The sequence below is a fragment of the Photobacterium sp. DA100 genome (assembly GCF_029223585.1).
GTDB lineage: Bacteria > Pseudomonadota > Gammaproteobacteria > Enterobacterales > Vibrionaceae > Photobacterium.
The window spans coordinates 1980408-2006386 of the sequence record NZ_CP119423.1; the positions used below are offsets into that span (position 1 = coordinate 1980408).

Below are 25979 nucleotides of genomic sequence, written 5' to 3' on the forward strand. Positions count from 1 at the left end.
CTACACGTTTAACTGACTTTCAGGATCATCGACGATCGTCGAGAAAATATCGCGAACACGACAGTCTTCGCACATATTCAGACGACGAATCGCCTCTCCCTGAAAATGTGAGTGGTTTTGCAGCTTTTCAGTCAACATCTTCACCATAGAAGCCGGTGCAAACGGTTTACCGCAACTGGTACAGCACGCCGCTTCCTCTTCGTGCAGAACTTGTGCTTCTTGACGAACCTGAGCATTCCAAGTTACTCCCGGATTCAGAGTAATGGCTTTTTCAGGGCATGCCTTTTCACACATACCGCATTGCACACAATCTTGCTCAATAAACAGCAAGCCGGGACGCTCACCAATGGCATGTAGAGCTCGTGTCGGACAGACAGACACACATCCCATGCAAAGGGTGCAATCCTCAGCCCGGCAATCAACCGAACCATAAGGTGCATTTTCTGCAACCGCAGAGTGTGCAGGTTTCACACTGGCCTGTTCATACAGAGCATCAAGAGCAGTAAACAACTTTTCGCGTTTACTCCCTTCAAGGGGAGCTGCAATATTCAATAGAGCAGCATCAAAACCGGTAAAGGTTTTCGCCTCTGCAAAATCAAACAAAGTAATACGCTCAACCTCATAACCCATTTCAGCCAAAAACGACTGAGCGATTGCAAGCTCATTGCGAAGCACACGATCGATAGTGTCAGGAATATAAGAGGTATGGGTTGCCAAAAGCACCTGATGAGCACCGTAAGCCAGGGCACTAAACCAAGTATCAATCCCAACTGTCGCTAACTCTTCCAACGCAACAGGAATGACTGACTCAGGAAGCTCTGCAAGGGTTTCGTTAACCGTTGCTTGGTCTCGATTGCCATAGAAAAGCAGCGTTGGCGATTCACCACCCGCTTTTCGGTAGTTTTCCAGTAATCGATAAACAAAGTGCTGAGTGTTGGCCGGATCAGGTAGCGCATAAGAAATGGCTTCTGTCGGACACGCAGTGGCACAAGTTCCCACGCCTTGGCAAAGGTATGGGTTTATTTCTATGCGATCACCGGTACTTGACAGTGCACCAGCGGGACACGCATCAACGCAACGTTCACACCCAGTTACACCTCGTGAAGAGTGTGCACAACGTTCAGGATCCAAACGGAAATACTTCGGCTTATCAAATGTGCCAATCATCGCAGGGAGATCATCAACCACATTAGCCAGTTTTGCTCTACCCGTGCCAACGGCATAATAACCAGGTGCACAAATCTCAACGTCAGATAAACCGGTTTCCGTCATATCCACGATCAAATCAAAGCACTCTTGGCCAATGGCCACTTTTGCCAGATTCACTGTCGTCAACATGCTCTCTACATCACAAGACACTTCAAATGCGCCCAAGTAACCTTTGACGGTCACTTTAGAAGCAAAATAAAGATTGTCTCGCTTGTCACTGTTATCTGCTTTCGTTGTGGCAAGCAGGGTTACCGACTTTAACGAAGCAAACTGCGCTTCAAGCGTTGTAATGACTTCTTCTGCGCCAACGAGCAACACATTCCCCCGGCTTTCATAAGAAACCGTTGGTGGAATTAGATTGGAAAGCTCAACGGTGCCATTGATAGCGGCCAGTCTTGCTTTTCCATTTTGCTCATCGTAAGCAGAAAGTGCTTTTAGTGTACTATTTAACATTATTATTCCTGTCTACTCGTCACCGTTAGTCAGTGGCGATTGAAACGCTATGTTTAGAAAAGATTTTTCTTAACGCTGCGCTTCATACTCATTACTAGAGCAATAACCGATCCAACTTTTCACGGAATAAAATGACTTATAGGGAGCCATAATCTCTTTGGGACACATTGACCAAGCCCAAAAGCGACAATTTGTCCCACTACCTGGAAGCTATTGCGCCAAAATGTCCCGATCATTTTTAAGGGTATTTTTCCCTTTTTGTCTCAGTTGCTTATATTTCGCTCATCGAATGATGGCTGACTGACTTTCAATTTTTTATGACGTTGCCATTGGTCCATCAACGACATAGGCAAATTTAACTTATCCTTCTTGCGAACCTTTGTTGGCCCTTTTAACCAATTTGCCATCAGAAAATGCCCCAGCTCCTGTTAAAGCTTCGGGTTCTTCTTTCACCATTTCAGTAGGGATGGTGAATGCAACACCAGTTTCAACATCGGCTTCAGCCGCCTCTGCAGATTCGTCAGTCGGCAAGACATCTGGTGTATCGTTCCCTCGCTGATCTGCAATTGCCGCGACGGAATGAGCCCCATCTTCCGTTGCCAGTGGAGCATTAGGGGCATTGATTGCTTCCTCTACCTTTTCAGCAGCATGGTTTACCCATTGGCGTAGCTGCTGAGTTACCTTGGTATCAAGCACAGGTACATTGGAGAAATCTTCGGTGTGATCGTCCATATCACTGATATAGTTGAATTCATCAGAGTGAAACAGCTTGCGCAAAGCCGCTTTTTTCACAGATTTTTCAACCCCTGCTTTCATAAAGGTTGATACTCCAGAGTCAAATGTCACCTTTGCGGCATCGGCTAGGGTTAACTCGGGCAGTGATGCATCCGCCTGTTCTTCTGCGGTATCTATAGCGGAATACTCAGAACCGTTGTCATCTTTCTCTCGTTCCACAACCTCGTTGTCACTTGGGCTATCTAGAACGGAAGATGGCAATTTTTGTTCGACAAGCTCCTGTTCTAATTCAACTTCGCCTTCATCCTTGGCCTTGATTTTGCGCTGAGACCAACGCTGAAAGAAGTTAGTTGCCACTAGAACGCCCTTTTTGCTCTTTGTTCTTACAACGTTTACGGCGATATTCGATTTGCTCGCCGTGACGACCTATGAATGCCTCCATCCAGGCTTGGATTTGCAAAGGAGCTTTGATATGAAGAACCTGATAGTCGCCATCCATATAACTGCTGGCGAGCCCTTGAGCCGCGGTGATAAGCAAGGGCGATAGCTGTTCATTTTCTTCTTCACAAACAATGAATAAGTGCGGATCACGAGAGCTAAGATTGAAACGATAGTCCGAGCGTTCATGGCGATGTAATTCCAGTGGCATGACATATCCATCGTCCAGCCTCGCCAATGCGGCTTTTTCATCTTCGTCATACAGACAAACGTCTTCAATAGACCAAGAAAGTGTTGTCCAACGCCCAATTTGTTTCTCTTGCGACACCAAGCGAAACGCTATCGGCCACAGCGACTCATTCTTATATTGTTCAGGCACATTCGCTCCTTAGCTGGTTGGAACCGTTAACCCTTGGGTTCGGTTAACACGTGAATACTTCCTACAAGCAAATAACAGACCAACTTTAATAAGCCATTCCAAAAACCGCGACATCTCCCGATACAAATAAGTTGGAATGATGTTTGCTTATACACAAGACAACGACTTAATCTATGTTTTAAAAGTAGACGTTCCAGACCGTGTTGCGTATACATGTACCCATCCAACAGGAAGGCCTCCTTTAGATGCCACAAAATAATCACCATCAACAGCAGGATAATTTGATGAACCAACTGCCAAAAATAATTAAAACAAATTCATCTGTTAATCAGACGATGACCGTTCAGGTTATGGATGAATATGGCGATATGATGGAGAAAGAAATTGCCTGTGAGCACCCTCTTACGGTTTATTTGAACTGGGTTGAAATAGTTACCCTGATGACCTTGGGCGAGCGCCCTTCTGCTTTAGTACTCGGCTACCTCAAGAACCAGGGTTTTATCGAAGATATCGATGCTATCGAATCGCTGATCATCGACTGGGAAACCAATTCGGCTGCCGTGATCACCCGCGAAAATACCGACGGGCTAGAAAAAAAGCTGGAAAAGAAAACCGTTACGTCCGGATGCGGTCAAGGCACAATGTTTGGCAACGTAATGAAAAAGCTCGAGGGGGTCCAGCTTCCCCAGCCACGCATTCGGCAATCTAAGCTGTATGGCTTGCTTGAGGCACTGACCCACCACAACGAAACCTACAAGGCCGCCGGTGCCGTACACGGCTGCGCGGTGTGCAAAGACACCGCTATTCTCTCTTTTGTCGAAGATGTTGGCCGCCATAACGCGGTAGATACCCTTGCTGGCGAAATGTGGCTCAAGGGCGAGCAAGGTTCCGATAAGATTTTCTACACCACCGGCCGGTTGACCTCCGAAATGGTCATCAAGGTTGCACAAATGGGGATCCCGGTCTTACTCTCCCGTTCAGGGGCAACCCAGATGGGTTACGAGCTGGCGCAAAAACTGGGGATCACTATGATTGCCCGAGCCAAGGGACACCGCTTCCAGGTATACAACGGCGTGGAAAACCTCGTCCTTGATATCAAAGGAGAAACCGCTAGCGAATCGCTCGATGATGCCAATAAGCCCGCACACAAAGGTGATACCGATCAACAGCAGACAAGCCACCAGCAACAAGGCGAAAAATGATGGATAGCGCCTACCCTGAGTTTATGAATGCCAAACAAGTTGCCGAGTACCTCGATTTAAACGAAAAGAAAGTCTATTCGCTGGCAAATGATGGGTTGCTTCCAGCAACGAAAGTCACAGGCAAATGGCTATTCCCAAAGGCGCTGCTTGATAAATGGCTACTCGAATCCTGCCACAATGGCGTCTTGAATGATCGGTTGTTGATTGCCGGCTCGGATGATCCCTTGCTACAAATGATCGTAGGTGACATGGCCAACAAACTTGGTAGCACAGCCCTTATCGGCTATACCTCTACCGGCACCCGTCAGGGGCTCGCAATGCTGAGCAAAGGCCATGTCGATATGTGCGCCATTCACTGGGGCCATGCAGAAGAAGCCAGCCTCCGTCATCCTGCTTTGCTGCAGCAATACAGTGGCCACCGAAATTGGGTGCTTATTCATGCCTTCGAGCGCCAGCAAGGCCTGGTTGTCTCGCGGGAGATTGCCGACTGCGTCAATAGTCGCTCTATCCAGCCCCAGGAACTGTTGTCCTCCCGCTGGCGCTGGGCATTGCGTCAAGAAGGCGCTGGCAGTATGAGGGCGCTATCGGAATGGCTTCACAACCATGCCTTTACCATCGACATGCTTAACAGCGTTGATACCTGCAACAGTGAGCGTGAGCTTGCATCTTATATCGCCAGGGGGGATGCCGATGTGGGATGTGCGGGCCAGAGCACCGCGGGCGAAGTCGGCCTTGGGTTTATTCCTCTCTGCACCGAAGCCTTTGAGCTCGTGCTCCCCAAAAACATCTACTTTAGGGAGCTGCAACAAAAGCTGCTGCACGCATTGGGAGATGGCCATATCCAGGCAAGAGGCGACCAACTCGGCGGCTACAACTTCAGCCGTAGCGGTCAGCAGGTCTGGAGCGGCAAATAAATTTCGGGTTTCTGTATGTAGGGGCGTAATGCCCCTTTTTACTTTCCCCGAGTTAAATCAAACGTATAAAGATAGCAAAACCCAAGTTTCGACTTAATACCGCCACCAGCAAAGTGCAATCATTTAGCCCTCACCCTCCTACACCAACAAACGTTTGCAATCACAACCTGCCAACAGCCTTGCCAATGCTCTCCCGAACATTGCTTTTCTCTGGTCTGATGTTTTTTGGCACACCTTTAATGCTTAAAACTTAATCCTTTACAGATAGTTCACTCAATAAAGTCAAGATAGATAGCTATTTCAACTATATGAATTTATTAATATTTATCATGCGTCATATATACGAGATTTATCACTGGTCTGATGTGACAAATGAAACCCAAAAAGAAAAAATGTGAGCAATTACTCTAAAATATGAAATACCCTTTAAGAATATTGATCTAGGCCACAATTTGATAGGTTTTTCTTTGAGGAATTGTGCCACTAGATGCACACTGAAATCGGTCATCTGACCAGTTAATTACTCTGCAATTGAATGTAAAATAAATACCGCGTAAGGAGTGGTCATGAATTATTTCATTACCGGCGCAACTGGATTTATCGGTTCTCAGTTATTACAACGTCTGGCTAAACGTCCTGGTGATATCTACCTGCTAAACTACGACAAAATTTCTGAAGATAGACTGGAAGCTCTGTTAGAAAAACATAATCTGCCTAAGAACAAGTTTCACTGCATCAAGGGCTCGATTACCGAACCAAACTTGGGTATCTCAGCGGAAGATACCAAAAAGCTGACTGGAAAAATTGACCAGTTCTTCCACCTTGCGGCCATCTATGATTTGACTGCAAGCGAGGAAGATATGATGCGCGCCAATATTGACGGCACGGAACACACACTACGTTTCGCCGAGCGCATTAATGCTGGCTGTTTCCATTACTTCAGTTCAATTGCTGTTGCGGGCCAGTACCGTGGTTGGTTCCGCGAAGACATGCTCAATGAAGCAACAGGCCTTGAGCACGCTTACTTCTCAACTAAGCACAATGCGGAAAAACTGGTACAAGAAACATCGACAATCCCATGGCGTGCCTACCGCCCGGGTATCGTGATCGGTGATTCGAAAACTGGCGAAGCAGATCGCATCGACGGTCCTTACTACTTCTTTAAGATTATCCAGAAGTTACGCCGCGCTCTTCCTGAATGGGCTCCTCTTCTTGGCCTTGAGGGCGGTCGTCTGAACCTAGTGCCTGTTGATTATGTTGCCGATGCTATCGACCATATCTCGCACAAACCTGAATTGGATAACCAGTGTTTCCATATCGTCGACCCGGATCCATACCGCTCTGGCGAAGTAATCAACCTATTCGCCGAAGCTGGCCATGCGCCGCGCATGGCGATGCGCCTGGACATGCGTGTATTCCGTATGATCCCGTCGCACTTCTGGACCCAGTTAGGTCAAGTCCCTGTGCTTAAGCGCTTTATTGATGCCATCAGTAAAGAAATGGACATGCCGCAAGATGCGCTGACCTACTTCAACTACCCGACGCAGTTTGACTGCAGCAACACGCTAAATGCACTGTCAGACAGCAACATCTGTTGCCCTCGCCTAGCGGATTACGCAGACAAGATTTGGGACTACTGGGAGCGCAACCTAGATCCTGAACTGCATGTCGAGAAAACCCTACAAGGTTGTGTTAATGACAAAGTCGTAGTGATCACCGGCGCCTCTTCAGGTATTGGTTACACCACAGCTATCAAACTGGCGAAGACCAAAGCCCGTCTCGTATTGATTGCCCGTGACCTTGAGCGTCTGCAACAAGTTCGTAATGAGATTGAACGCTTGGGTGGCCAAGCCTTTATCTACCAGTGCGACCTCAGCCAAGATGCACCGGCTCAAGAGGTGATCCAGCAGATTAAACATGATCACGGCAAAGTCGATATCTTGATCAACAATGCAGGGCGCTCTATCCGCCGTTCGGTTGAGAAAGCGACTGACCGCCTTCATGATTACGAACGAACCATGCAAATCAACTACTTCGGTTCACTTCGTATGATTTTGGGTAACCTACCAGAAATGATCGAAGCCGGCGAAGGCCACATCATCAACGTCTCTTCGATTGCGGTGTTGACCAACCAGCCATTGTTCTCGGCATATGCCGCGTCGAAATCAGCATTGGATACCTTTACCCGTACCGCGAGTACTGAGCTGGGCGGCCAGGGAATCGACTTTACCACCATCAATATGCCTCTTGTTGAGACACGTATGATTTCCGATCATTACCGTGAAGCAGAAGGTGGTATCCCGCTGCTTACTCCAGAAGAAGCCGCTGACTTGATTATCAAAGCGATTATCGAGAAGCCTAAACGCATTGCGACCAAGCTTGGCCTACTGGGTGCCTTCGTCCATGGCGTATATCCGAAACTGGGTGAGCTGCTGATGGCTACAGGCTACAACCCAAATCACGGCAAGCATGACGGCGAAGAGGCAGAGCCTAAGCAACCGTCGGCCGATGTTGTTGCGCTCAACAGCATCATGCGCGAAATACATATGTAAGGAATTAAGCAATGCAAGTTTCAGTTATCCACGATTACAAAGAAGATCTTGATACCTTGCTGCGTTATTTCAGTGAAGAAGAGCTCATCACTGAGAAATACCAGAAACTTGGCGGTAAAAACGTTCGTATCAACAAGCTTGAGGAAACCGAAGATGGTTTCCGTGTTGAAACCCAGCGTGATATGCCTGCCAATGTGCCTGCAGTACTTAAAAGCCTGCTAGGTAGCTTCAATACTATCAAGCAGACCGAGTCATGGCACTGGCAAGAAAATGATCAGCTGATTTGCAAGCTGCAGATTGAGATCTTGGGTGTACCGGCAACGATTACTGGCCAGATGGTGTTCAGCGAACCGACGACTCGTCCGGGAATCACAACATCGAATCATGTGACAATGGATGTGAAGTCTGCGATCCCTCTGGTAGGTAGCACGCTCGTTTCATTTATCTGCGGTGACATGAAAGATCAGATGCAAGCTGAGTACGACTTCCTGCGTGAAGTACTACCTCACCTTGTCGCTGAAGAACAATAACGTTCACCCCGTCACCTTCGGCAATCCCAAATAATGCTATTAATGGGGTTGCCGGATGTGAAGCTCGAATAACAAGGAAAAGATGATGAAAACCAAAGATAGGATTTTGTCAGTTAGTCTTGAGCTGTTTAATCGTGATGGTGTTGCACAAGTTAGTACATTAATCATCGCCACCGAGATGGGGATCAGCCCAGGAAACCTTTATTACCATTTCCGCGGCAAAGATGAAATTATTGCCACTCTGGTCACCGAGTTGCAAAATTCACTGACAACCATCAGCAATGAATATGCAAGTCAGGTCAAGGACTTCGATGATTACTGGCCTTTCATGCACACTGTAATGGCTTTATTTACCCATTACCGCTTCTTGTTCAGAAATTTGGACAGCCTAAATGGCCAAAACCCACAGATTAAGCGCAAAATCAGAAGCTTGATCCTTAAGCTCCGTCATTTATGTAATGACATGCTCAAACACCTCGTTGTCTTGGGCAAGCTAAAATGTGATGAGCAAAGCCTGCCTCTATTGGCAGATAACTTATTGCTAGTGAGTCTGAACTGGCTTAATTACCAGACACTTCTAGATGATCACTACACCGAGAGTGACCTGGCACGCTCAGGAGTACTGCGTTTGATCTCGATGGTAGAGCCTTATCTGACAGAAAATGCGAAGTCCCCTTTCTTCACCCACCAGGATTTGGTATCGGAGCTAGTGACATAATTGCCGCAAAAAAATAACGGCCAAATATATCAAAGCACCCCATCTATTGACGGGGTGTTTTATTTTATTTATTAAAAGCTGTTTTTCCTAATACTTTTCAATCTTTTACTTAACTAAAAATACACTCTTACACTTTGAAATAACATCATCAGGTAGAGTATGTCATTCTGTTGTTATGCGTTATTTTTGGAACATTGTGGATGAACGTTAAGTTAATTAAGAGCCTATCAGAATCGACTATCTGTATTGTTGTATTTTACGCGTGCTTTCACTGGCTAATGGTTAGATTCGCGGGTGAAATCTATACCGATATCATCGCTAAATTCTACCGCTTCTATATCGCGTCCTCACTGTTATTTATTGCGCTGGAAATACTGCAGTTCTACCGCGCCAGCTCCTGGGGCTACCTGGCCTATGCCTTTGCAACGATAGCAATCATGGCCTCATCCTTCGAGCCCAATCTACTCAATGAGTTCGCTCTGCAACTGATGATCTCCCTTGGAGCCTTAGGTTTTGTCTTTTGCATGTACCAGTGGTGGGAAGACAAAGTAGACTAAGGGGCATCAACCCTACACTTAACCGTAAACTGACTTTACCATCACCTACCCCCAAGCTACCCTTGTCAGTATCTCTATGTCATACACTGTTATATCAACAAGGAGTGGTTTTGTTTCGCCATCTCAATCATTTTATCGCCGTCTGCTTGGCCCTAGCCGTATCAGCGGCCCATGCCAGTAAACTGAACACTGACAATATCCAGACTGCGTCCGTGAGTACGTTTGTGACCGATCTCGACACCAACAAAACGCTCTTCCAAAAAAACGCAGATATCATCATGCCCGTTGCGTCTTTGACCAAGGTCATGACGGCCATGGTGGTACTGGATGCCGATCTTGCGCTGGATGAAGCCATCAGTTTTGAACAGCTGGACAAAGAAAGGATCTATAACGGCTATTCACGGATCCGGATGGGTTCTACCCTAAGCCGGGGCGAAGCGCTGCACATCGCCCTGATGTCTTCTGAGAACCTTGCCACGGCAGCGTTAGCCCGACACTACCCTGGTGGCTATGGTGCCTTCATCAAGGCCATGAACGCCAAAGCCAAGTCGTTGGGTATGACTGACACGGTATTCGTCGATAGCTCCGGCTTGAACCCTGACAACGTTTCTACCGCTGCCGACATTACGAAAATGATCAAGGCAGCCTACGACTATCCAAAAATCAGACAGTACAGCACCACTCCAGTGCATACCGCCTATTTCAAGAAGCCTAGGTACAAGTTGGGTTATACCAACACCAATGCGCTGGTACGAGGCCAAAAATGGGACGTTGCGCTGAGTAAGACCGGCTATTTGGATATTGCAGGTCACTGCCTGGCGATGATCACCGAGGTGGAAGGCAAGCAGCTACTGATTGTCACCTTAGATGCCTACGGTAAACTCACACCTATAGGCGATGCAGGAAGGATTAAAAAATGGTTGCAGAGCGGTAACAGTGGCAGAGTATCGGAGTCAGCTATGCACTACCAAAAGCAAAAGCTCTCGACCTTAACAAACTAAATCCAATCGCCTGGCGTGGATCAATAACACGAGCCCTCAGCATTTGGGCTCTGTTATCAGAGTAGCGCCGACAACGCTACGGCTTGGATATTAACTGGCTTTCTTATCGATGGATTCGCCCGCTTCCTTGAACTTTTCTCGCACAAAGGCAGTCATTAGCTTCAATGCATCCCTGGCTTCGCTCAATTGATAGAATAGCGGATAAACATGCGGCACCCCCTTCACGACATTGATCGTCACATCATTTCCGGCCTGCCCTAATCGCTCAGCAAGGTGCGTCGCATCATCCATCAATAATTCTTCGGTGCCCGCGGTAATAAATGTCGGCGGCAAATCATGATGGTCAGCATAATAGGGAGAGATATCTGGATCACAGGGGTTTTGCATACCGATATAGTTGTTACGCATCAGTAGCAAGGTACTCAAGTCGAAAAAAGGGTCATCCTTGCACTTCTTGAATGCCGATGCCCCCGTGACAGCCATATCTGTTACAGGTGACATCATGATCCCCCCTGCAGGCTGCGGCAGCTTAGCGTCCCGGATACGTAGCATGGTTGTCAGCACTAGGTTTCCACCGGCTGAGTCGCCGGCAAAGAAAATTTGGTGGGGATGGTAGCCTTTAACCAGCAATCCGCGATACACCGCAAAGCAGTCATCGGGAGCAGCAGGATAAGGGTTCTCAGGTGCTAGGCGATAGTTAACCATCAACCCCCGAGCATTGGTATAGTTCGCAAGACGAGCTAAAAAAGCACTGTGGATTTTCGGGCTGTGGAAACAAAAGCCGCCACCGTGAAAATAGAGAATGATCTTATTACCACTGCTCTTGGGCATGTCGACCCAGTCGCAAGGCACATCTGAAAAACGAGTTGGTGTAATCTCCATCCCTTTTGGTGCCGCAATAAAAGGCCCATAGTTATCAATTGATAAAATGAGATCCCGCATTTCTTCGGTCGATTCACAATTTGCAAGACGTTGCCGCATAATACGGAATAAAACCTTGTTGAAAGCCCTATTACGCCAACTATCCATATACACCACCTCTTTTACAATTCATTTACAAAGTTAGAATTAAACAAGCGGTTTGGTCAATATCTCGTAGTAAAAAAATGATGATATTTTAAAAGAAGTGTCTATTTTTCTGTTATTTAAGGTAAAAAATCTTGTTTTCAAGGGTGTAAAAAAGCTCTACCACCGAAGGCAGAAAAAATAATAAAAAAGGTGCGCGTGCATGGCCCACGCGCAACCTAAAGGCTTCACAACCTGCAGACTGGGAACGGTTGCTCAGCCCGGAGCTACTTATTGTCTGGCTGGCATAAACGTAGCTCCGTATTGGCAGTTACTCTGCTTCTGCCAATTTCTCAACGGCTTGAGTCAGTTTGTCGATTTTCTCGTCCATACGCTCAAGCTTCTCTCGGTCAACGCCACTTAGGCGGTAGAACAGATCATTCATACCTGCTTCTACTTCCTCTGTTGCTTTTTCCGTGTTCTTACCAATGCACTCTTTCGCCTGGATTTCTACTTCTTTCCCGCGCTCAACAAGCTCATCAAACATTTGGTTTGACTTCTCGTTGATTTGCTGGGCTTCTTCCAAGCTACGGCTGTAAAGACCAAGGCCTGCTAACCAAATGTTACGTGCAATGCCTTCACCACTTTCAACGACATTTTTTGCCGCTTTCACTACTGTATTGTTGCTCATAATCATATCCTCTTGCGTTATCTTACTTTAAGCACGCGCGATTGAACTTACGGCTGCATATCTATTGATAGCTATGCTTAGACCACTTCAGGTTTTGCACTTTCAGCTGGCTTGGTGCCTTCAGCTGCTGCTTTTGGCTCCGCAACAGCTTTAGTTGCTGCTACGGTCTGCGGCTTTACCGGCGCTTCGACCTCTTTCTTCTCTACTTCTGGTTTAGCCTCTGGAACAGGCTGAGCCGCTTTTACTGTTTTACGACGTGCAACACTTGGTTTCTTGGCTGCAGGTGCCGCCTTTTCAGTCTCTTTCGCAGCTGGACGCTTGCGAGCTGCCGGCTTTTTCTCAGCTTGTGCCTTATGGCGTTCAACAAGAGCTTCGATGTTAGCGGTTAGCTGGTCGATCTTGTCGTCAACACGATCAAGACGCTCGTTATCCAGCCCAATGAATTTCTGAACCATGTTGTGCATGCGTTCTTCAATCGCCACTGAAGTCTGGCTTCGTGCGGTGTGAACACGCTCTTTCGTCTTTGACTCCACTGCGCGCCCACGTTCAATCAACTCATCAAACAGGCTCTTACCTTTGTCTGATAACTGATTAACTTCTTCAGCACTCTTGGCATAAGCACCAAGGCCTGCCAACCAAATGTTGTATACCATTGCGTCACGAATCTGCTCTTTGTTTGATTCTTCCGCAGTCTGTTTGAAAATTCCCATCAGTTTCCCCTCCATACTATTGCGATAGTGCCAGCCAGTGGGTATTGCCTGACTGCTTGTATGTAATTTACGAATTTCAATTAGAATGTTCTCCCTAAAACAACACTTTATCGCGCCGAAGGGTATGATTGTGAGATTTGTCACAGAGCAGGCCAGAAAAAACGCTATGAATCAAAGAGATAAAAAAAGAGCTCAAATGAGCTCTTTATAGAAGAAATTGCTATATACGGTGAATCAACTGGCAAGCAAATGTTTATCCAGTTGTTCGGTAATGTGGCTTTCGATGGTAGTTGCAAAGAATGCGGCAGCAAAGCCCATCAGCTGGAGCTGGATTGTTATTTTCCCTTCTTCAGCATGTAAGAAACCTTTTGCTGCAGAATGTTTGATATGCATTTTATCGTCTTGCCAGGACCAAGTTAGGCCATACTCCTGTTCAAGCTGACCTGCAATCTTTTCGCTAAGCATAGTAATGTCATCATGAGCTCTGTCATGATGGCGTTCAATTAAAATCGTCACAGAAGTTCTCGCGCATTAGTGTATTTACTCAGTCACCTTTTGTTAACATACGTCCAATAAACAAAAATTTCTGTGGGCGAGATCTAACTATTTGAAATTTGTTGCAGATACCCCGTAGGAATAAGCAACACCTGTCATACAAACAACGCTACAGTATACGGCGGAGCAATGACGGTAGGATCAAACTCGCCCCTACCGCCAGCTTGGCCCCATTCACAGCGTTCTGATAAGGCTGCTTTTCCGACGACGTTAACACAGCGCCTAATAACACCCCCATCCCGGCCATTTTCCCCAGCATCGATGGCGCACTGAGCGTCATATATCCCCCGGCAGCTGCCACAACCAATCTCTGAAACTGGGTACACTCGATCTGCAGCCCGTGGGCTTCTCGTACAAATTGCTCGCAGTTTTGGCTAAATAAGTTATATGTCCTGCCAAGCTGAGTTTTCGCATAGCGCACTGCTGCATGTGGGTTCGGCCCAATGATATCACTGATTTCAATCACCCGTCCTTCGGAAAATTCAGTTTCGGTTTCACGCTCAACCCGACGCCTTTTTTTCGAATTATGAATCACATAACCATACCCATCAGCGATACCGTAATGCCAATAGGTACTGCATCGGACTCTCAATACCGTACCGGCCGGGAAATAGGTGCTTTGCATAAATACGTCTATCCAACTCGCTATCAGTATCGTAAAGCCTAGCTGTTACTCCGCAATATTGTGAAATTTGTCTCATTTTGAGTAAGAACACATATTCTCGGACAGACATGCATTTTAACGTAGTCATTGGCTTTCAATCTTTATGAATGCTGCTAACATAAATACAACCGTCAAAATAATGACATAAATCAAAATAAATTTTTGACTGGCGACAATTTATTATGTTTATGAGAAGTATTTTTTTATTTTTGTTAATGAGTTGCGCTGCTGGGTGCCAATCCATTCGCACCGTTAATCAAAGTGACTTGGCCCCCTTGACCACATCAGTAGCTTCAATACAGTTTCTGTCTGAAGATGCCATTGCCCAATGTGAAATCGACAAACGCCTGTTTGAAGGCAGCTTCATTGCTACCGGCTCAGATACCACAAATTCTGGCCATCCCCACCCGGAGCTTTCCTTAAACCGCGAAAATCAGGAAGCCCAAACGGAACAAACACCCGATCTATGGGACTTACTGGCCAGTGGGCTAACCATAGAGGTACCAAACAACCGCACTATCCGCTATTACAAACGTTGGTATGTCAACAACCCCTACCACATAGAAAAAGTCACTGCCCGGGCTGAGCCTTTTCTTTATTATATTTACCAGCAAGTGAACGCCCGCGAACTCCCAATAGAACTGGTACTCTTACCCTTTGTTGAAAGCAGCTTTGATCAATTCGCGTACTCGCACAAAGGCGCAGCGGGCCTCTGGCAGATCACCGAACCAACCGGAAAGGCATTCGGGTTAGAAATCATCAAGGGATACGACGGCCGGCGCGATATCGTTTCTTCCACAGAGGCAGCATTGGATTTACTCGAATACCTATATGACAAATTCAACCAAGACTGGCTGCATGCCATTGCGGCATACAATACCGGGGGCGCCAGGGTCAGGGCTGCAATCAAAAAGAACAAGCAAGAGGGTAAATCCACCGACTTCTGGTCACTGCAGCTACCCAAAGAGACCCGCCATTACGTACCGAAACTACTGGCGATGGCTGATTTGGTAAAACACCGCAATTACCGGTATGACATCCCTCTCCACCCAATCCAAGCCAAACCTGTGCTCGAAGAGATAACCATCAGCAGAAAGGTCAAGCTGGGCACCGTCGCCACCTTCTCAGGTTTATCCAGCAAGGAGCTGTATCACTATAACCCCGGTTACACCGCTGGCTATACCCGCCGGGATCAAGACAATAAGATCTTGATGCCGCTTAAAAACAAGACCCTTTTTTTTGAACACAAGCACGCATCTAACTATGCCAAGCAACATTATGATGTCATAGACATCAAGGTAGGCGATTCTCTCAATCAGCTGGCCCAGACCAACAACATTTCTGTCGATTTAATCAAGCAAGTCAATCATCTAAGCGATGCGACAATTTTTGCAGGACAAAAACTGCTGATCCCTAAACTCACCAATCTAGAATAAAGTTGCTCTTATTGGTATGGGCACCAACTAGCCCAAAATGACAATGTGCACAATTTTTTCAATTATTGCTTTATTCACGAGAAAGTTGATCTATGATGGAAAAGTGAAAATAAAATCACAAATATCTTCAAGTTGTCATAAAAGGGTAATATATGCAGCATCAAGAAATGATCAATCCAACTCACACCGGCATTATCACACGTACCATTTTCACCAGCTTGGCATTTATGGTCGTTGGCCTCGTACTTATGTAACCTCCTACGGTAAAGAGCGATGAAACTTTTATTATTAAAGCGTTCATTAAAGTAAAAAGGGCATGTCAACAACATGCCCTTTTTACTTCCTATCCTGCTATATCGTCTCTAAATCAACAGACATCTTAGTACTATTATTCGCTTTTTCCGGTAAATAGACGGTAAATACCGACCCTTTGCCCAACTCGGACTCCACCACTATTTCGCCACCGATACCACTCACAATACCTTGGCTCACCGATAACCCTAACCCAGTACCGCTTCTCCGTGTGGTATAGAAAGGGTTAAAAATCCTCTCGATACTTTCTTCGCTGATCCCGCAACCATGATCGACGATTTTCACAATCGCCCCAACCGGACTACCAGCATCATCCAACCAATCTTCAGTTATCACCTGCAACGTACCTTGATCATCCATGGCATGGATACCATTCATCTGCAAATTCACCAGTACCTGCAGCATTTGATGGCGGTTGACTTCCACACAGCAACGAGCGTTCAGTTCTGTTTGGATCTCGACATCGAACTTTTTGGTACCACTCCTGACTAGAGTCAGACTCTCTTCGACTATCGGGTTCAAATGCTGCCAAGTCACTTCATCTTGTACCCCGCCCTGGCGGCTATACTGCAGCAAGCTTCGGGTAATATTGCGAATACGATCGATCTGCTGGTGAATCGCTTCGAGCTCTTCTCGAACACGTTCACTATCGGTACCGAGCTCTAGCTGCATCAGCTCAACATTACCTAAAATAACAGCCGTAGGATTGTTGATTTCATGGGCAATCCCTGCCGTTAGTTCACCTAGAGCCGCTAATTTTTCATTACTGACCAGTTTACTTCTGGCTTGATTCAACAGTTTGATATGCTGCTCCAGCTCTTCGGTCTTCTCTCTCAGGCTTTGGGTACGCCGCTGTACTTTATCCTCGAGCTGCAGCGACGCTTGCTTGATTGCTTCATTGCGCTGATGAAGCTGATCGAGCATGGTATCAAACTGCTTGCCGAGAATTTGGAGTTCATGACCGCGGGTCAGATCCAAGCTGCCGATGCGGCGATCCAGACCCAACTGGATTGCCGAAACCACTTGGTGCATTTTCTCGATTGGCCTGAACAGATCTCTCGCGCCGCGATAGACAATCACGCCAGAGATCAGCAAAACGAAAACAATCCCCACCCCAAGCTCGACAATATTGGTCAGGTATATCTTGATCATCGGCCACTCAAGGTAACCGGTATAAAGCATGCCGATAATATCGCCATTGTAGTCTTTCAATGGCTCATAGGCAGAGACATACCAATCATCGTAAACAAAAGCACGGTCCACCCACATCTCGCCCTGTTCCAGCACCGATTTTTTGACATCATCTGACACGCGAGTGCCCACCGCTCGGCCATTGAGCTGAGCGCTATCCAGCGGAACATTGGTACTGACCCGGATATCGTTCATAAACAACGTGACCGTGCCAATACTGCCTTCTGGAAGGGTATCCGATGCGTACACCAGATCACGGATACGGTCGACAAGCTGGGTGCTGTTGTTGAGCAAAATCCCACCATCGATGATCCATTGCAGATCGCCCTGCTGGTTAAAGATGGGAATTAAGCTGCGGCTTATCAGGCCATCAGATACGAGGTTATTCTCACTGAGCAGCGGAATTTGCGCGCGTGCGGGCAGATCCGGGTGCAGATCATCCAACTCATACGACGCTAGCCGCTCGAAGAAGGTCTGCTCCTTGCCTTGGAGTAATAAATGGCGATTCGCTTTGGGGAATTCTCCTAATGCGGAAGCCGGGTGGATAACAACAAAATCCAGATCATACTGACCCGCCTGCTGCTTGACCCAATCAATAAGCTGGCTTTGATCCTCTTTCAGCAATGTTTGGAATGGGTAGGATTCCGTCAGGGAGCCCAGCCGCATCCGCTGCTCTTTTTGCAACAACTCCATGCTATGGTGGGCAACCGCCAGATCAGCGCGCACATTCATCAATGCATTCTGCCAGGTGTATATCACCGTCCAGTACATTGTCAGGGCGATCAACGCCAGCAAGGTAATAATAATCGGTACAGATGTCAGCAACAGTAACCGATAACGAACCATAGTCCGAAAACGACGGACCCAGATCGCAATGCACTGTTTCATAGTCGGCCTTATTGTTCGGTGGTCGTCAGGGCTTCATCTGCCCATTCCTTGAATTTGCGTTCCAGCGTTTTGCGGGCAACTCCTAGCTGCCTGGCCGCCGCTGATTTATTTCCCGCATGGGAATCTACAACCTGCATGATGTGCGCTTTTTCGACTTCTTTAAGAGTCCAATCACTTGGATAACAGAAGGTCATATCATCGTCCTGGCAGCGACAAGGCTGATGATTCTCGTTGCCATCCGCGGACAAGGCCGCGTCGACCGACTGGCTTGGATCCTGAGTGACAGGGTCACTCATCAGCTCAGCTCTGGCTGGTGCCTCGCCGGCCAATTCACGCCAGTAATCTGCCGGCGGTTTACCCAGCAGCAAGCAACGCTCCATCATGTTGCGTAGCTCACGAATATTCCCGGGCCAATCATAGGCCTGCATGGCGCTGATATCTTCGTGGGTCCAGTTAACCGGTTTTGAGCCTAAGTCTTTTGCCAACTGCTGGGTGAAGTGATGGGCGAGCGCAGGAATATCATCCAACCGCTCACGTAAAGCGGGTAACTCGATTGTTAGCACATTGAGGCGATAGTATAAGTCTCGACGGAACCGGCCTTCGGCCACTTCCTCTTTCAAGTTACGGTTTGTCGCCGCCACTATGCGGACATCCACCTGCACTTCTCGCTCGGCACCGACCGGCCGTATCGATTTCTGTTCCAGGGCACGCAGCAATGAAGACTGCATAGACAACGGCATTTCACCAATTTCATCTAAGAACAAGGTACCGTTGTTGGCCACCCGAAACAGGCCCTCTCGGCCTTTCTTCGCACCAGTAAAAGCCCCCGAAACATGACCGAACAATTCACTTTCGAGCAGGTCTGGCGCGATCGCGCCGCAGTTCAGAGGAACAAAAGGACCGCTACGTTTGCTCAGTTGATGAAGTGCACGGGCAACCAGTTCCTTACCCGTGCCCGATTCACCTTCGACCAACACGGCAGCTTGGGAAGGGGCTATCTGACCAATAAGCTTCTTCATCGATAACGTACTGTGCGCATCACCGATAATATCAACGGGATAACTTCGCTCTACATCGCGTTGCAAGGCAAAGTTCTGCCTTTCCACCAAGCGTCGCTCAATACAGCGCTGCACCGATTGCATCATCTGATCAAGATTGAACGGTTTGAGAATAAAATCTGACGCGCCAGCACGCAGGGCTTTGATCGCCGTTTCCAAGTCGGCATAGCCTGTCATGAAAATCACATCACTTCGGCGCGTTTGAGGGTCAAAGGCTTCATGCCATTCAATACCAGATCGCCCCGGCAAGTTGATATCAACAATCAACAGATCAAAATGGCACCGCTTGCGAAGCTCTTCCGCTTCCTCGATGCTTCCTGCGACATCAACCTGAGCAAACTGCTTACTCAGTGCTTTTTTCAGGATGGCGCGCATTCCCGGCTCATCGTCAACAACCAAAACAGAAACCGCAGACCAAGACACTGATGGATTTTCAGTCATAAAAACCTAAATAATTTATGGTTATGGTGGTGGGACATTTTGTCTCACTATCAATATGCCTGTCAAAGATGTTTCAAAATGTTTTATAAATAATGTGAGTAGTGACGAACATCTTGTTTTAAATCATTATCTTATAGACAATGCTAGCGTTATTATACGCAACTTGTTCAAGTTGGCATTTGATTTGCTTATTGACTCACGCATCACGATGAAGAATATCTCCCTTGGAGAGCTTCGCTTCACTTGCGTAAAATAAATGACAAAATGACGTTCAGTCAGGAAGAACTATGAAACTATTGAAAACTACTCTTGTTGTGTTGGCCCTTGCTTCTTCAGCTGCAATTCAAGCGGCAGAAAATATGACGATACGATTGGCAACCACAACCAGTACCTATCACTCAGGTCTACTGGACTACCTGCTGCCTGAATTCAAAAAAGATACCGGTTACACGGTAGAAGTGCTTGCTGCCGGTACCGGTAAATCCCTTCGTATGGGCGAAAATGGCGATGTCGACCTAGTAATGACCCACGCACCAAAGGCAGAAGCCATGTTTGTGGAAAAAGGATTTGGTGTACTGCCGCGTAAATTAATGCACAACGATTTTGTGATTGTGGGTCCGAAGTCCGATCCAGCACGCATCGGTGAGATGAAAAATGTAACAACCGCACTGAAAACCATTGCCGACCAAAACGAAACCTTCGTATCCCGCGGTGACGATTCGGGTACCCACAAAAAAGAACTGACGCTTTGGGCACAAACCAACATCGAACCGAACTTCGGTGGTTATAAAGCCGTTGGCCAAGGCATGGGCCCGACACTCAATATGGCGTCCGAGTTGCAGGCATACACTATGACCGACCGCGGAACTTGGCTTGCGTACCAGAATAAACTTGATCTGAAAATTGTTCTGCAGGGCGATTCTCGCCTGTTCAACCCTTACCAGGTGATCCTTGTTAACCCGAGCCGTTACCCTGACATCAACTACCAAGGTGCCAAGTCTTTCAGTGACTGGTTGGTTAACTCGAAGGCGCAAAACATGATCAACAACTACAAGCGACACGGCGAACAGCTATTTGTCGCGGATGCTATTACTCAGTAAATGGATATCTGGCAAACCACACACCAAGCGATCCAACTGCTGTTTAGCGGCGATGCCGCTCTCTGGGGGATCGTGGGTGTTTCATTTTCGGTTTCACTGCTGGCAATTGGCATTGTGCTATTGCCAGCTTTGCTGATCAGTTTCGCCCTTGCCTATGGTCGGTTTCCGGGTCGCTGGTTGATTTTATCTTTATTCAATACCTGCCAATCCATCCCTACGGTGGTGATCGGCCTTTTGCTCTATATGCTGCTTTCGCGGGCAGGCCCGCTGGGTGACTGGAAAATGCTGTTTACTCAGCAGGCGATGATTCTGGGCCAGATGCTGATCTGCTTGCCCATTTTGGTGTCCATGATGCACGCCGCCTTCCAAAACAGTGACAAACGCGCTTGGGAAACTTCGCTGACATTGGGTGCCAGCTTGCCCAGAGCCTTCATGAGCCTAATGTGGGAAAGCCGTTTTCCTTTGCTGGCAGCTATCATCGCTGCATTTAGCCGGGTCATTACGGAAGTTGGCTGTTCTATGATGGTTGGTGGTAATATCCTCAACTCAACACGGAATATTCCCACTGCCATTGCCCTAGAAAGCTCCAAAGGTGCTTTCGCTCAAGGTGTTGCTTTAGGAATGGTGCTGCTGATTTTGGCATTAGGACTAAACTTTTTCCTATCTGTGGCGCGTGGCAAAGCCCACCTTCGCACTAACTAAGCCGGAGAATTTGATGACACAACTCTCAATCGAGGCCACAAACCTATCGGTTAGATTCAAAGACCGGCTGTTATTTCACATTCCTAACCTTGTCCTCGGGCCACGAGATGCCGTCTATCTCAGTGGTGACAACGGCGTTGGTAAAACGACTCTGTTAAAAGTACTTAGCGGATTACAGCGCCCTACTACAGGCGCTATCAATATCAACAAACCCTCGCTATTACGCCGTTTGTTCTGTGCCCAATCCAATAATGGTGTTGTATATATGCATCAAACACCATACATGTTTGATGGAACCGTGCTGGATAATGTCTGTTATGGTCTTAAATTCACCATTCGCGAGCGACGAGAGCGCCGTATCGAGGCAATCAACGCCCTACGTATGGTAGGCTTGGAAACATTGGCCGATGAGCATATTTCTGTGCTTTCCGGTGGAGAAAGGCAGCGTGTCGCTATGGCCCGGGCATGGGTTACTAAGCCTGCCGTGCTTTTGATGGACGAATCCAGTGCCAGCCTTGACCAGGAGTCGACAGACCGTCTGGTTGTACTGTGCAAAGATTTATTATCACGGGGCACCAGCCTGGTCATTACCAGCCACCAGAAGAATGCACTGACCGAGCTGTGCCGTCGCCAATGGACAATTTCAGACTCACAACTCATTGAACGAGCCGAATTGCAGCTCGTTAACGAGGACAATAACAAATATGCCTACGCCGGATAACACAAGCTGGGTCATTTTAGCTGGTGGCCAAGCCAGCCGAATGGGTGGCAACGACAAAGGATTAGTCACGCTTGCGGGACGCGCGATGATTGAGCATGTCATCGATACCCTGCGAGCACAAACCTCTGCTATCACCATCAACGCCAACAGAAACCAAGACACCTACCGCCAATATGGCAAAGTCTTTGGCGATCACATCAAAAATTACCCAGGGCCTCTGGGTGGCATGCATGCAGCACTCCACCACCTCGATGCCGAGTGGATTGGCTTTGTACCATGCGACTGTCCAGCCCTGCCGCATGATCTCGTTGCGAGAATGTGTAGCGCCTGCGATAGCGACACCGATATTGCCGTCGCCCATGATGGCGAGCACATCCAACCGGTCGTGACCTTGGTTAACCGCCGTATTCTGCCCAAGTTGGAACAATTTTTGGAAAACGGCGATCGTAAAATCATCTTGCTTTATCGCCAATGCAATATGATCACCGTCGATTTCACTGATCAACCCAATGCATTCGTCAATTTAAATACGCCAGAAGAACTAGAACAATTCGGACAAGCATTATGAACCCAATTCAAACCTCCCTGCCGATACTCGGCTTTGCCGCATGGAGCGGAACGGGTAAAACCACCCTATTAGAAGCTATGCTGCCCAAGTTAGTCGAGCTAGGGATCCGCGTTGCCGTCATCAAGCATGCCCACCATAACTTCGATATCGACAAAGAAGGCAAAGATTCCTACCGGCTGCGCAAAGCTGGCGCCGGACAGATGCTGATCTCTTCTCGTTATCGCCGGGCGATGATCACAGAGACACCCGAGGAAGAGGCAACCCTACCCCAGTTGATTGCCGAGCTGGATCTCAATGCGCTTGACCTTATCCTCGTCGAAGGCTTCAAACAACTTAGTTTTCCTAAGATCGAGCTGCACCGAAAAGAAATTGGTAAACCGTGGCTGTTTCCTGAAGACAGCAACATTATCGCTGTTGCAGCAAATGTTGCGGCACAGACTAAATTGCCGCAACTGGATATCAATGATCTCGACAAGCTAACGCAGTTTGTCGCCGATTTTGCCAAGCAACAATCAGCTCCTTCACTGTCCTGTAGCGATCTGGACCCATCAGGTATGCTATCAGTCTCTGAAGGCCGTGATAGGATCTTGCGCCAGATTGTCGCACCAACGGCCCAGACAAGTGTGGAACTCAAATCTGCATTGGGACAAATTGTCGCAACTGATATTTTATCGCCTGTGAACGTCCCCCAGCACACCAACTCGGCAATGGATGGCTATGCCGTTCGCAGCGACGATCTCGGCCGCGACAGCTACCATGTCGTCGCTCAGGTCATGGCTGGGCATAGTTATGATAAGCCGCTGAACGGTGGTGAAGCGGTTCGGATCATGACTGGTGCTCCCGTGCCGCAAAACGCCGATACTGTCATTATGCGTGAACAAGCCTCCCAGAATGGTGACAGCGTCACTTTCGACCTAAAGATGGGAGCAATTAAGCCGGGGCAAAATGTACGCCAAGCAGGTGAAGACCTAGCCATCGGCCAGGCCGCTGTTAAGGCGGGAACACAAATTACAGCCCCTGAGCTCGGCATGATCGCGTCCCTTGGGCTGGACTCTGTTGCTATCAGGCCGCCAGTCAAAGTGGCAATTTTCTCAACGGGTGATGAAGTGCAGCACCCGGGAGAGGCACAAAAGCAAAACTGTATCTACGACTCAAACCGCTATACGCTGCATGCCATGCTAAGCAAAATCGGTTGTGAGGTGGTTGACTTGGGAATCATCGAAGACAGTGAACAAGCGCTCGAGACGACGTTGCGCACTGCTGCCGAGCAAGCCGACTTGATCCTGTCTTCCGGCGGTGTTTCTGTCGGCGATGCTGATTACATCAAGACGGTTCTCGACAAACTTGGACAGATTAATTTCTGGCGTATCAACATGAGACCAGGCCGCCCACTCGCTTTTGGTCATATTGATACCACACCTTTCTTTGGCCTACCGGGCAACCCTGTTGCTGTTATGGTTACCTTCATGCAGTTCGTTGAGCCCGCTATCCGCAAGCTTCAGGGGATGACAGACTGGCAGGCCCCTTTCTACAACGCGGTTGCAGAAGAAAAGCTGCGCTCTCGCCCTGGCCGTACCGAATATAGCCGCGGTGTTTTTGGCATCGATGCCAATGGTCGCCTAACAGTAAGAAGTGCCGGTAAACAAGGCTCAGGTATCTTACGTTCAATGAGCGAAGCAAACTGTTTAATCGAAATTTTGCCAGAGCAGCCAGGAGTAGAAGTTGGGGAGAAAGTACGTGTTATCCCGTTGGAAAACCGTATTTAAGTGTGAGTAGATAAAGAAAAGATGAGAGCTCTGCACTGCATTATTGCAGTTGCAGAGACTACCAACCCGAGATTTTGCTGCATCATACCAAGATAGCTTGGCATTATTATGAGCACTCAGCAAACGGTGTTTAAGCCACCGTTTACTGAGTGCTTATTTTTTGCAGCTTCCGTGCTACTTTATTTTTCCTGAGCTTCTACACGTCTAGAAGATGATTTATTGTGCCATGCCTGTACATAGCATCTTGGAATTGCTCAGATAAAGTAACCTAGCCATTGTTCGTCAATTATTGAGAACCTGTCTGAACCCTCCGTGCCAGCCCAGTGGTTAAACTGAACCATTGCTTATCCGGAGGTAATTAAACGACTTATATCATTTTTAATAATGATTTGTATGTTATTGTCATTCAGGTCGTTTTTCGCAATAGTACAAAATTATGTACTGAGTTGCACTAAAAAATTATTTACGCGCTATACTAGCATCCATAAATGTGACAAATGCAATCAAACTTAGTGATTTGGTATAATAATCGACCAAAGACTATATTGAAATTTGAGTCACTATTAGCTGATTTTCCTCCCCGGTTTAGCACCTATCACTGGCTAGACCATTTATCGGGAAGATATCAGGTAGAATAGTTGGCAGTTTAATTAATCCACTATCAGTACGTTAGGCATGTTTCTAGATTCATATTACTTAGAAGAGAATGGTGTATTCAGCTTTACCCGTGAGCAAGCGAGTCACTTTGCAAAAAAAGTCGCGGGCGATTTCAATCCCATTCATGATGAAGATAACAAACGTTTCTGCGTTCCTGGGGATCTTCTATTTTCAGTTGTGCTTTCTCGTGCTGGCATCAGTAAGAAGATGCGCTTCGAATTTGCCGGCATGATCAATGATGGTATCGGCTTGAAAGCGAAACATAGCTGCTTCAATGACTTCGCTATTGTTGATGATGCAGACAAAGAGTACCTCCATGTGACACGTGAAGGTGAAATCACCACAGACAAAGCGCTTATCGAACAAGTTACCAAGAGCTACGTTCAGTTCTCGGGTATGAACTTCCCGCACATCATGGTGCCTTTGATGAAATCCAAAGACATTATGATCAATACCGTTCGTCCGTTGGTCATCTACGAAAGCATGGAACTCAATTTTGACCGTTTGGATTTGACCTCTCCTACTGTTGAGTTGGCAGAATCCGAAATCGAGGTTGAAGGAAAACGCGGTAGCGTTACCTTGAACTTCCACTTTAAGGAAAATGGTGAAGTTGTTGGCACCGGTCGCAAGCGTATGCTGATGAGCGGCTTGAAGCCTTACGACCAGGCAGCCATTGATGATTTGGTTGAACGTTTCAATGCACGTAAATCTGAGTTCTCGGCAATCGCTGCATAACGGCAACCGCTGAGTTGTCACTGGCTGACTTACAGCCGTTAATTTAAAGATTTATAAAGCCGCCCTTGAGGCGGCTTTTTGTTTCGCCCAC

General features: G+C 47.4%; 24 protein-coding genes. 14 read left to right on the forward strand and 10 right to left on the reverse strand.

The genetic code is table 11. The features are described 5' to 3' along the window. The 3 genes from PTW35_RS09295 to PTW35_RS09305 all read right to left on the reverse strand — a co-directional run bounded on the left by PTW35_RS09295 (nucleotide 1) and on the right by PTW35_RS09305 (nucleotide 3214). Nucleotides 1–1662: a 4Fe-4S binding protein gene (locus PTW35_RS09295; protein WP_281024742.1), complete on the reverse strand. Its 1662-nt coding sequence runs from the start codon at nucleotides 1660–1662 to the stop codon at nucleotides 1–3. A gap of 360 nt (nucleotides 1663–2022) precedes the next feature. Continuing rightward, nucleotides 2023–2754 carry a DUF3306 domain-containing protein gene (locus tag PTW35_RS09300; RefSeq protein ID WP_281024743.1) on the reverse strand — a complete coding sequence of 244 codons (732 nt, stop codon included), beginning with the start codon at nucleotides 2752–2754 and terminating at the stop codon, nucleotides 2023–2025. Further along, nucleotides 2744–3214: a DUF3305 domain-containing protein gene (locus PTW35_RS09305; protein ID WP_281024744.1), complete on the reverse strand. Its 471-nt coding sequence runs from the start codon at nucleotides 3212–3214 to the stop codon at nucleotides 2744–2746. The genes PTW35_RS09300 and PTW35_RS09305 overlap by 11 nt, the downstream gene beginning before the upstream one ends. Before the next feature lie 284 nt (nucleotides 3215–3498). Between PTW35_RS09305 and fdhD the strand changes: the two genes are divergently transcribed. The 7 genes from fdhD to pbpG all read left to right on the forward strand — a co-directional run bounded on the left by fdhD (nucleotide 3499) and on the right by pbpG (nucleotide 10688). Continuing rightward, entirely contained in the window at nucleotides 3499–4416 is a 918-nt protein-coding gene (fdhD, locus tag PTW35_RS09310) for a formate dehydrogenase accessory sulfurtransferase FdhD (RefSeq protein ID WP_281027475.1), read from the forward strand. After that, complete coding sequence (locus PTW35_RS09315; RefSeq protein ID WP_281027476.1) at nucleotides 4416–5330, forward strand: helix-turn-helix transcriptional regulator; 915 nt, start codon at nucleotides 4416–4418, stop codon at nucleotides 5328–5330. Before fdhD ends, PTW35_RS09315 begins: the two co-directional genes overlap by 1 nt. A gap of 566 nt (nucleotides 5331–5896) precedes the next feature. Beyond that, nucleotides 5897–7882, forward strand: a complete 1986-nt coding sequence (locus PTW35_RS09320; protein ID WP_281024745.1) for an SDR family oxidoreductase — start codon at nucleotides 5897–5899, stop codon at nucleotides 7880–7882. 11 nt (nucleotides 7883–7893) lie between these two features. After that, complete coding sequence (locus PTW35_RS09325; RefSeq protein WP_281024746.1) at nucleotides 7894–8412, forward strand: DUF2505 domain-containing protein; 519 nt, start codon at nucleotides 7894–7896, stop codon at nucleotides 8410–8412. An 82-nt stretch (nucleotides 8413–8494) separates the two neighbouring features. Then, nucleotides 8495–9130, forward strand: coding sequence for a TetR/AcrR family transcriptional regulator (locus PTW35_RS09330; RefSeq protein ID WP_281024747.1), 636 nt, complete (start codon nucleotides 8495–8497; stop codon nucleotides 9128–9130). A gap of 200 nt (nucleotides 9131–9330) precedes the next feature. Then, nucleotides 9331–9687 (forward strand): hypothetical protein, encoded by a 357-nt coding sequence (locus tag PTW35_RS09335; RefSeq protein WP_281024748.1) that lies wholly within the window; start codon nucleotides 9331–9333, stop codon nucleotides 9685–9687. A 110-nt stretch (nucleotides 9688–9797) separates the two neighbouring features. Further along, nucleotides 9798–10688, forward strand: coding sequence for a D-alanyl-D-alanine endopeptidase (pbpG, locus tag PTW35_RS09340; protein WP_281024749.1), 891 nt, complete (start codon nucleotides 9798–9800; stop codon nucleotides 10686–10688). Nucleotides 10689–10778: 90 nt separating this feature from the next. Here pbpG and PTW35_RS09345 read toward each other — a convergent pair whose 3' ends face one another. The 5 genes from PTW35_RS09345 to PTW35_RS09365 form a co-directional block, all read right to left on the reverse strand. Next, the gene (locus tag PTW35_RS09345; RefSeq protein ID WP_281024750.1) at nucleotides 10779–11669 is read right to left on the reverse strand and encodes an alpha/beta hydrolase; all 891 of its coding nucleotides are present in this window, start codon (nucleotides 11667–11669) and stop codon (nucleotides 10779–10781) included. A gap of 355 nt (nucleotides 11670–12024) precedes the next feature. Beyond that, nucleotides 12025–12384 (reverse strand): phasin family protein, encoded by a 360-nt coding sequence (locus PTW35_RS09350; protein ID WP_039461284.1) that lies wholly within the window; start codon nucleotides 12382–12384, stop codon nucleotides 12025–12027. A 77-nt stretch (nucleotides 12385–12461) separates the two neighbouring features. Continuing rightward, nucleotides 12462–13094: a phasin family protein gene (locus tag PTW35_RS09355; protein WP_281024751.1), complete on the reverse strand. Its 633-nt coding sequence runs from the start codon at nucleotides 13092–13094 to the stop codon at nucleotides 12462–12464. 234 nt (nucleotides 13095–13328) lie between these two features. Then, entirely contained in the window at nucleotides 13329–13610 is a 282-nt protein-coding gene (locus PTW35_RS09360; RefSeq protein ID WP_281024752.1) for a polyhydroxyalkanoic acid system family protein, read from the reverse strand. A 148-nt stretch (nucleotides 13611–13758) separates the two neighbouring features. Beyond that, a complete protein-coding gene (locus PTW35_RS09365; protein ID WP_281024753.1) occupies nucleotides 13759–14274 on the reverse strand; it encodes a lecithin retinol acyltransferase family protein in 516 nt (171 codons plus the stop codon). Nucleotides 14275–14588: 314 nt separating this feature from the next. Here PTW35_RS09365 and PTW35_RS09370 point away from each other — a divergent pair, with 314 nt between their 5' ends. Next, nucleotides 14589–15749 (forward strand): transglycosylase SLT domain-containing protein, encoded by a 1161-nt coding sequence (locus tag PTW35_RS09370; RefSeq protein WP_281024754.1) that lies wholly within the window; start codon nucleotides 14589–14591, stop codon nucleotides 15747–15749. A 351-nt stretch (nucleotides 15750–16100) separates the two neighbouring features. Here PTW35_RS09370 and PTW35_RS09375 read toward each other — a convergent pair whose 3' ends face one another. After that, complete coding sequence (locus tag PTW35_RS09375; RefSeq protein WP_281024755.1) at nucleotides 16101–18140, reverse strand: HAMP domain-containing sensor histidine kinase; 2040 nt, start codon at nucleotides 18138–18140, stop codon at nucleotides 16101–16103. Nucleotides 18141–18148: 8 nt separating this feature from the next. Next, nucleotides 18149–19639: a sigma-54 dependent transcriptional regulator gene (locus PTW35_RS09380; RefSeq protein WP_281024756.1), complete on the reverse strand. Its 1491-nt coding sequence runs from the start codon at nucleotides 19637–19639 to the stop codon at nucleotides 18149–18151. A gap of 287 nt (nucleotides 19640–19926) precedes the next feature. Here PTW35_RS09380 and PTW35_RS09385 point away from each other — a divergent pair, with 287 nt between their 5' ends. From PTW35_RS09385 to PTW35_RS09410, 6 genes are all read left to right on the forward strand, one after another. Continuing rightward, nucleotides 19927–20739 carry a substrate-binding domain-containing protein gene (locus tag PTW35_RS09385; RefSeq protein WP_281024757.1) on the forward strand — a complete coding sequence of 271 codons (813 nt, stop codon included), beginning with the start codon at nucleotides 19927–19929 and terminating at the stop codon, nucleotides 20737–20739. Further along, complete coding sequence (locus PTW35_RS09390; protein ID WP_281024758.1) at nucleotides 20740–21441, forward strand: ABC transporter permease; 702 nt, start codon at nucleotides 20740–20742, stop codon at nucleotides 21439–21441. Between the two features lie 13 nt (nucleotides 21442–21454). Beyond that, nucleotides 21455–22162: an energy-coupling factor ABC transporter ATP-binding protein gene (locus PTW35_RS09395; protein ID WP_281024759.1), complete on the forward strand. Its 708-nt coding sequence runs from the start codon at nucleotides 21455–21457 to the stop codon at nucleotides 22160–22162. Then, nucleotides 22146–22730 carry a molybdenum cofactor guanylyltransferase MobA gene (gene mobA, locus PTW35_RS09400; RefSeq protein ID WP_281024760.1) on the forward strand — a complete coding sequence of 195 codons (585 nt, stop codon included), beginning with the start codon at nucleotides 22146–22148 and terminating at the stop codon, nucleotides 22728–22730. Before PTW35_RS09395 ends, mobA begins: the two co-directional genes overlap by 17 nt. After that, complete coding sequence (locus PTW35_RS09405) at nucleotides 22727–24496, forward strand: bifunctional molybdopterin-guanine dinucleotide biosynthesis adaptor protein MobB/molybdopterin molybdotransferase MoeA (protein ID WP_281024761.1); 1770 nt, start codon at nucleotides 22727–22729, stop codon at nucleotides 24494–24496. Before mobA ends, PTW35_RS09405 begins: the two co-directional genes overlap by 4 nt. A gap of 675 nt (nucleotides 24497–25171) precedes the next feature. Then, nucleotides 25172–25888, forward strand: a complete 717-nt coding sequence (locus PTW35_RS09410; RefSeq protein WP_039461300.1) for a DUF3581 domain-containing protein — start codon at nucleotides 25172–25174, stop codon at nucleotides 25886–25888. Nucleotides 25889–25979 lie beyond the last annotated feature (91 nt).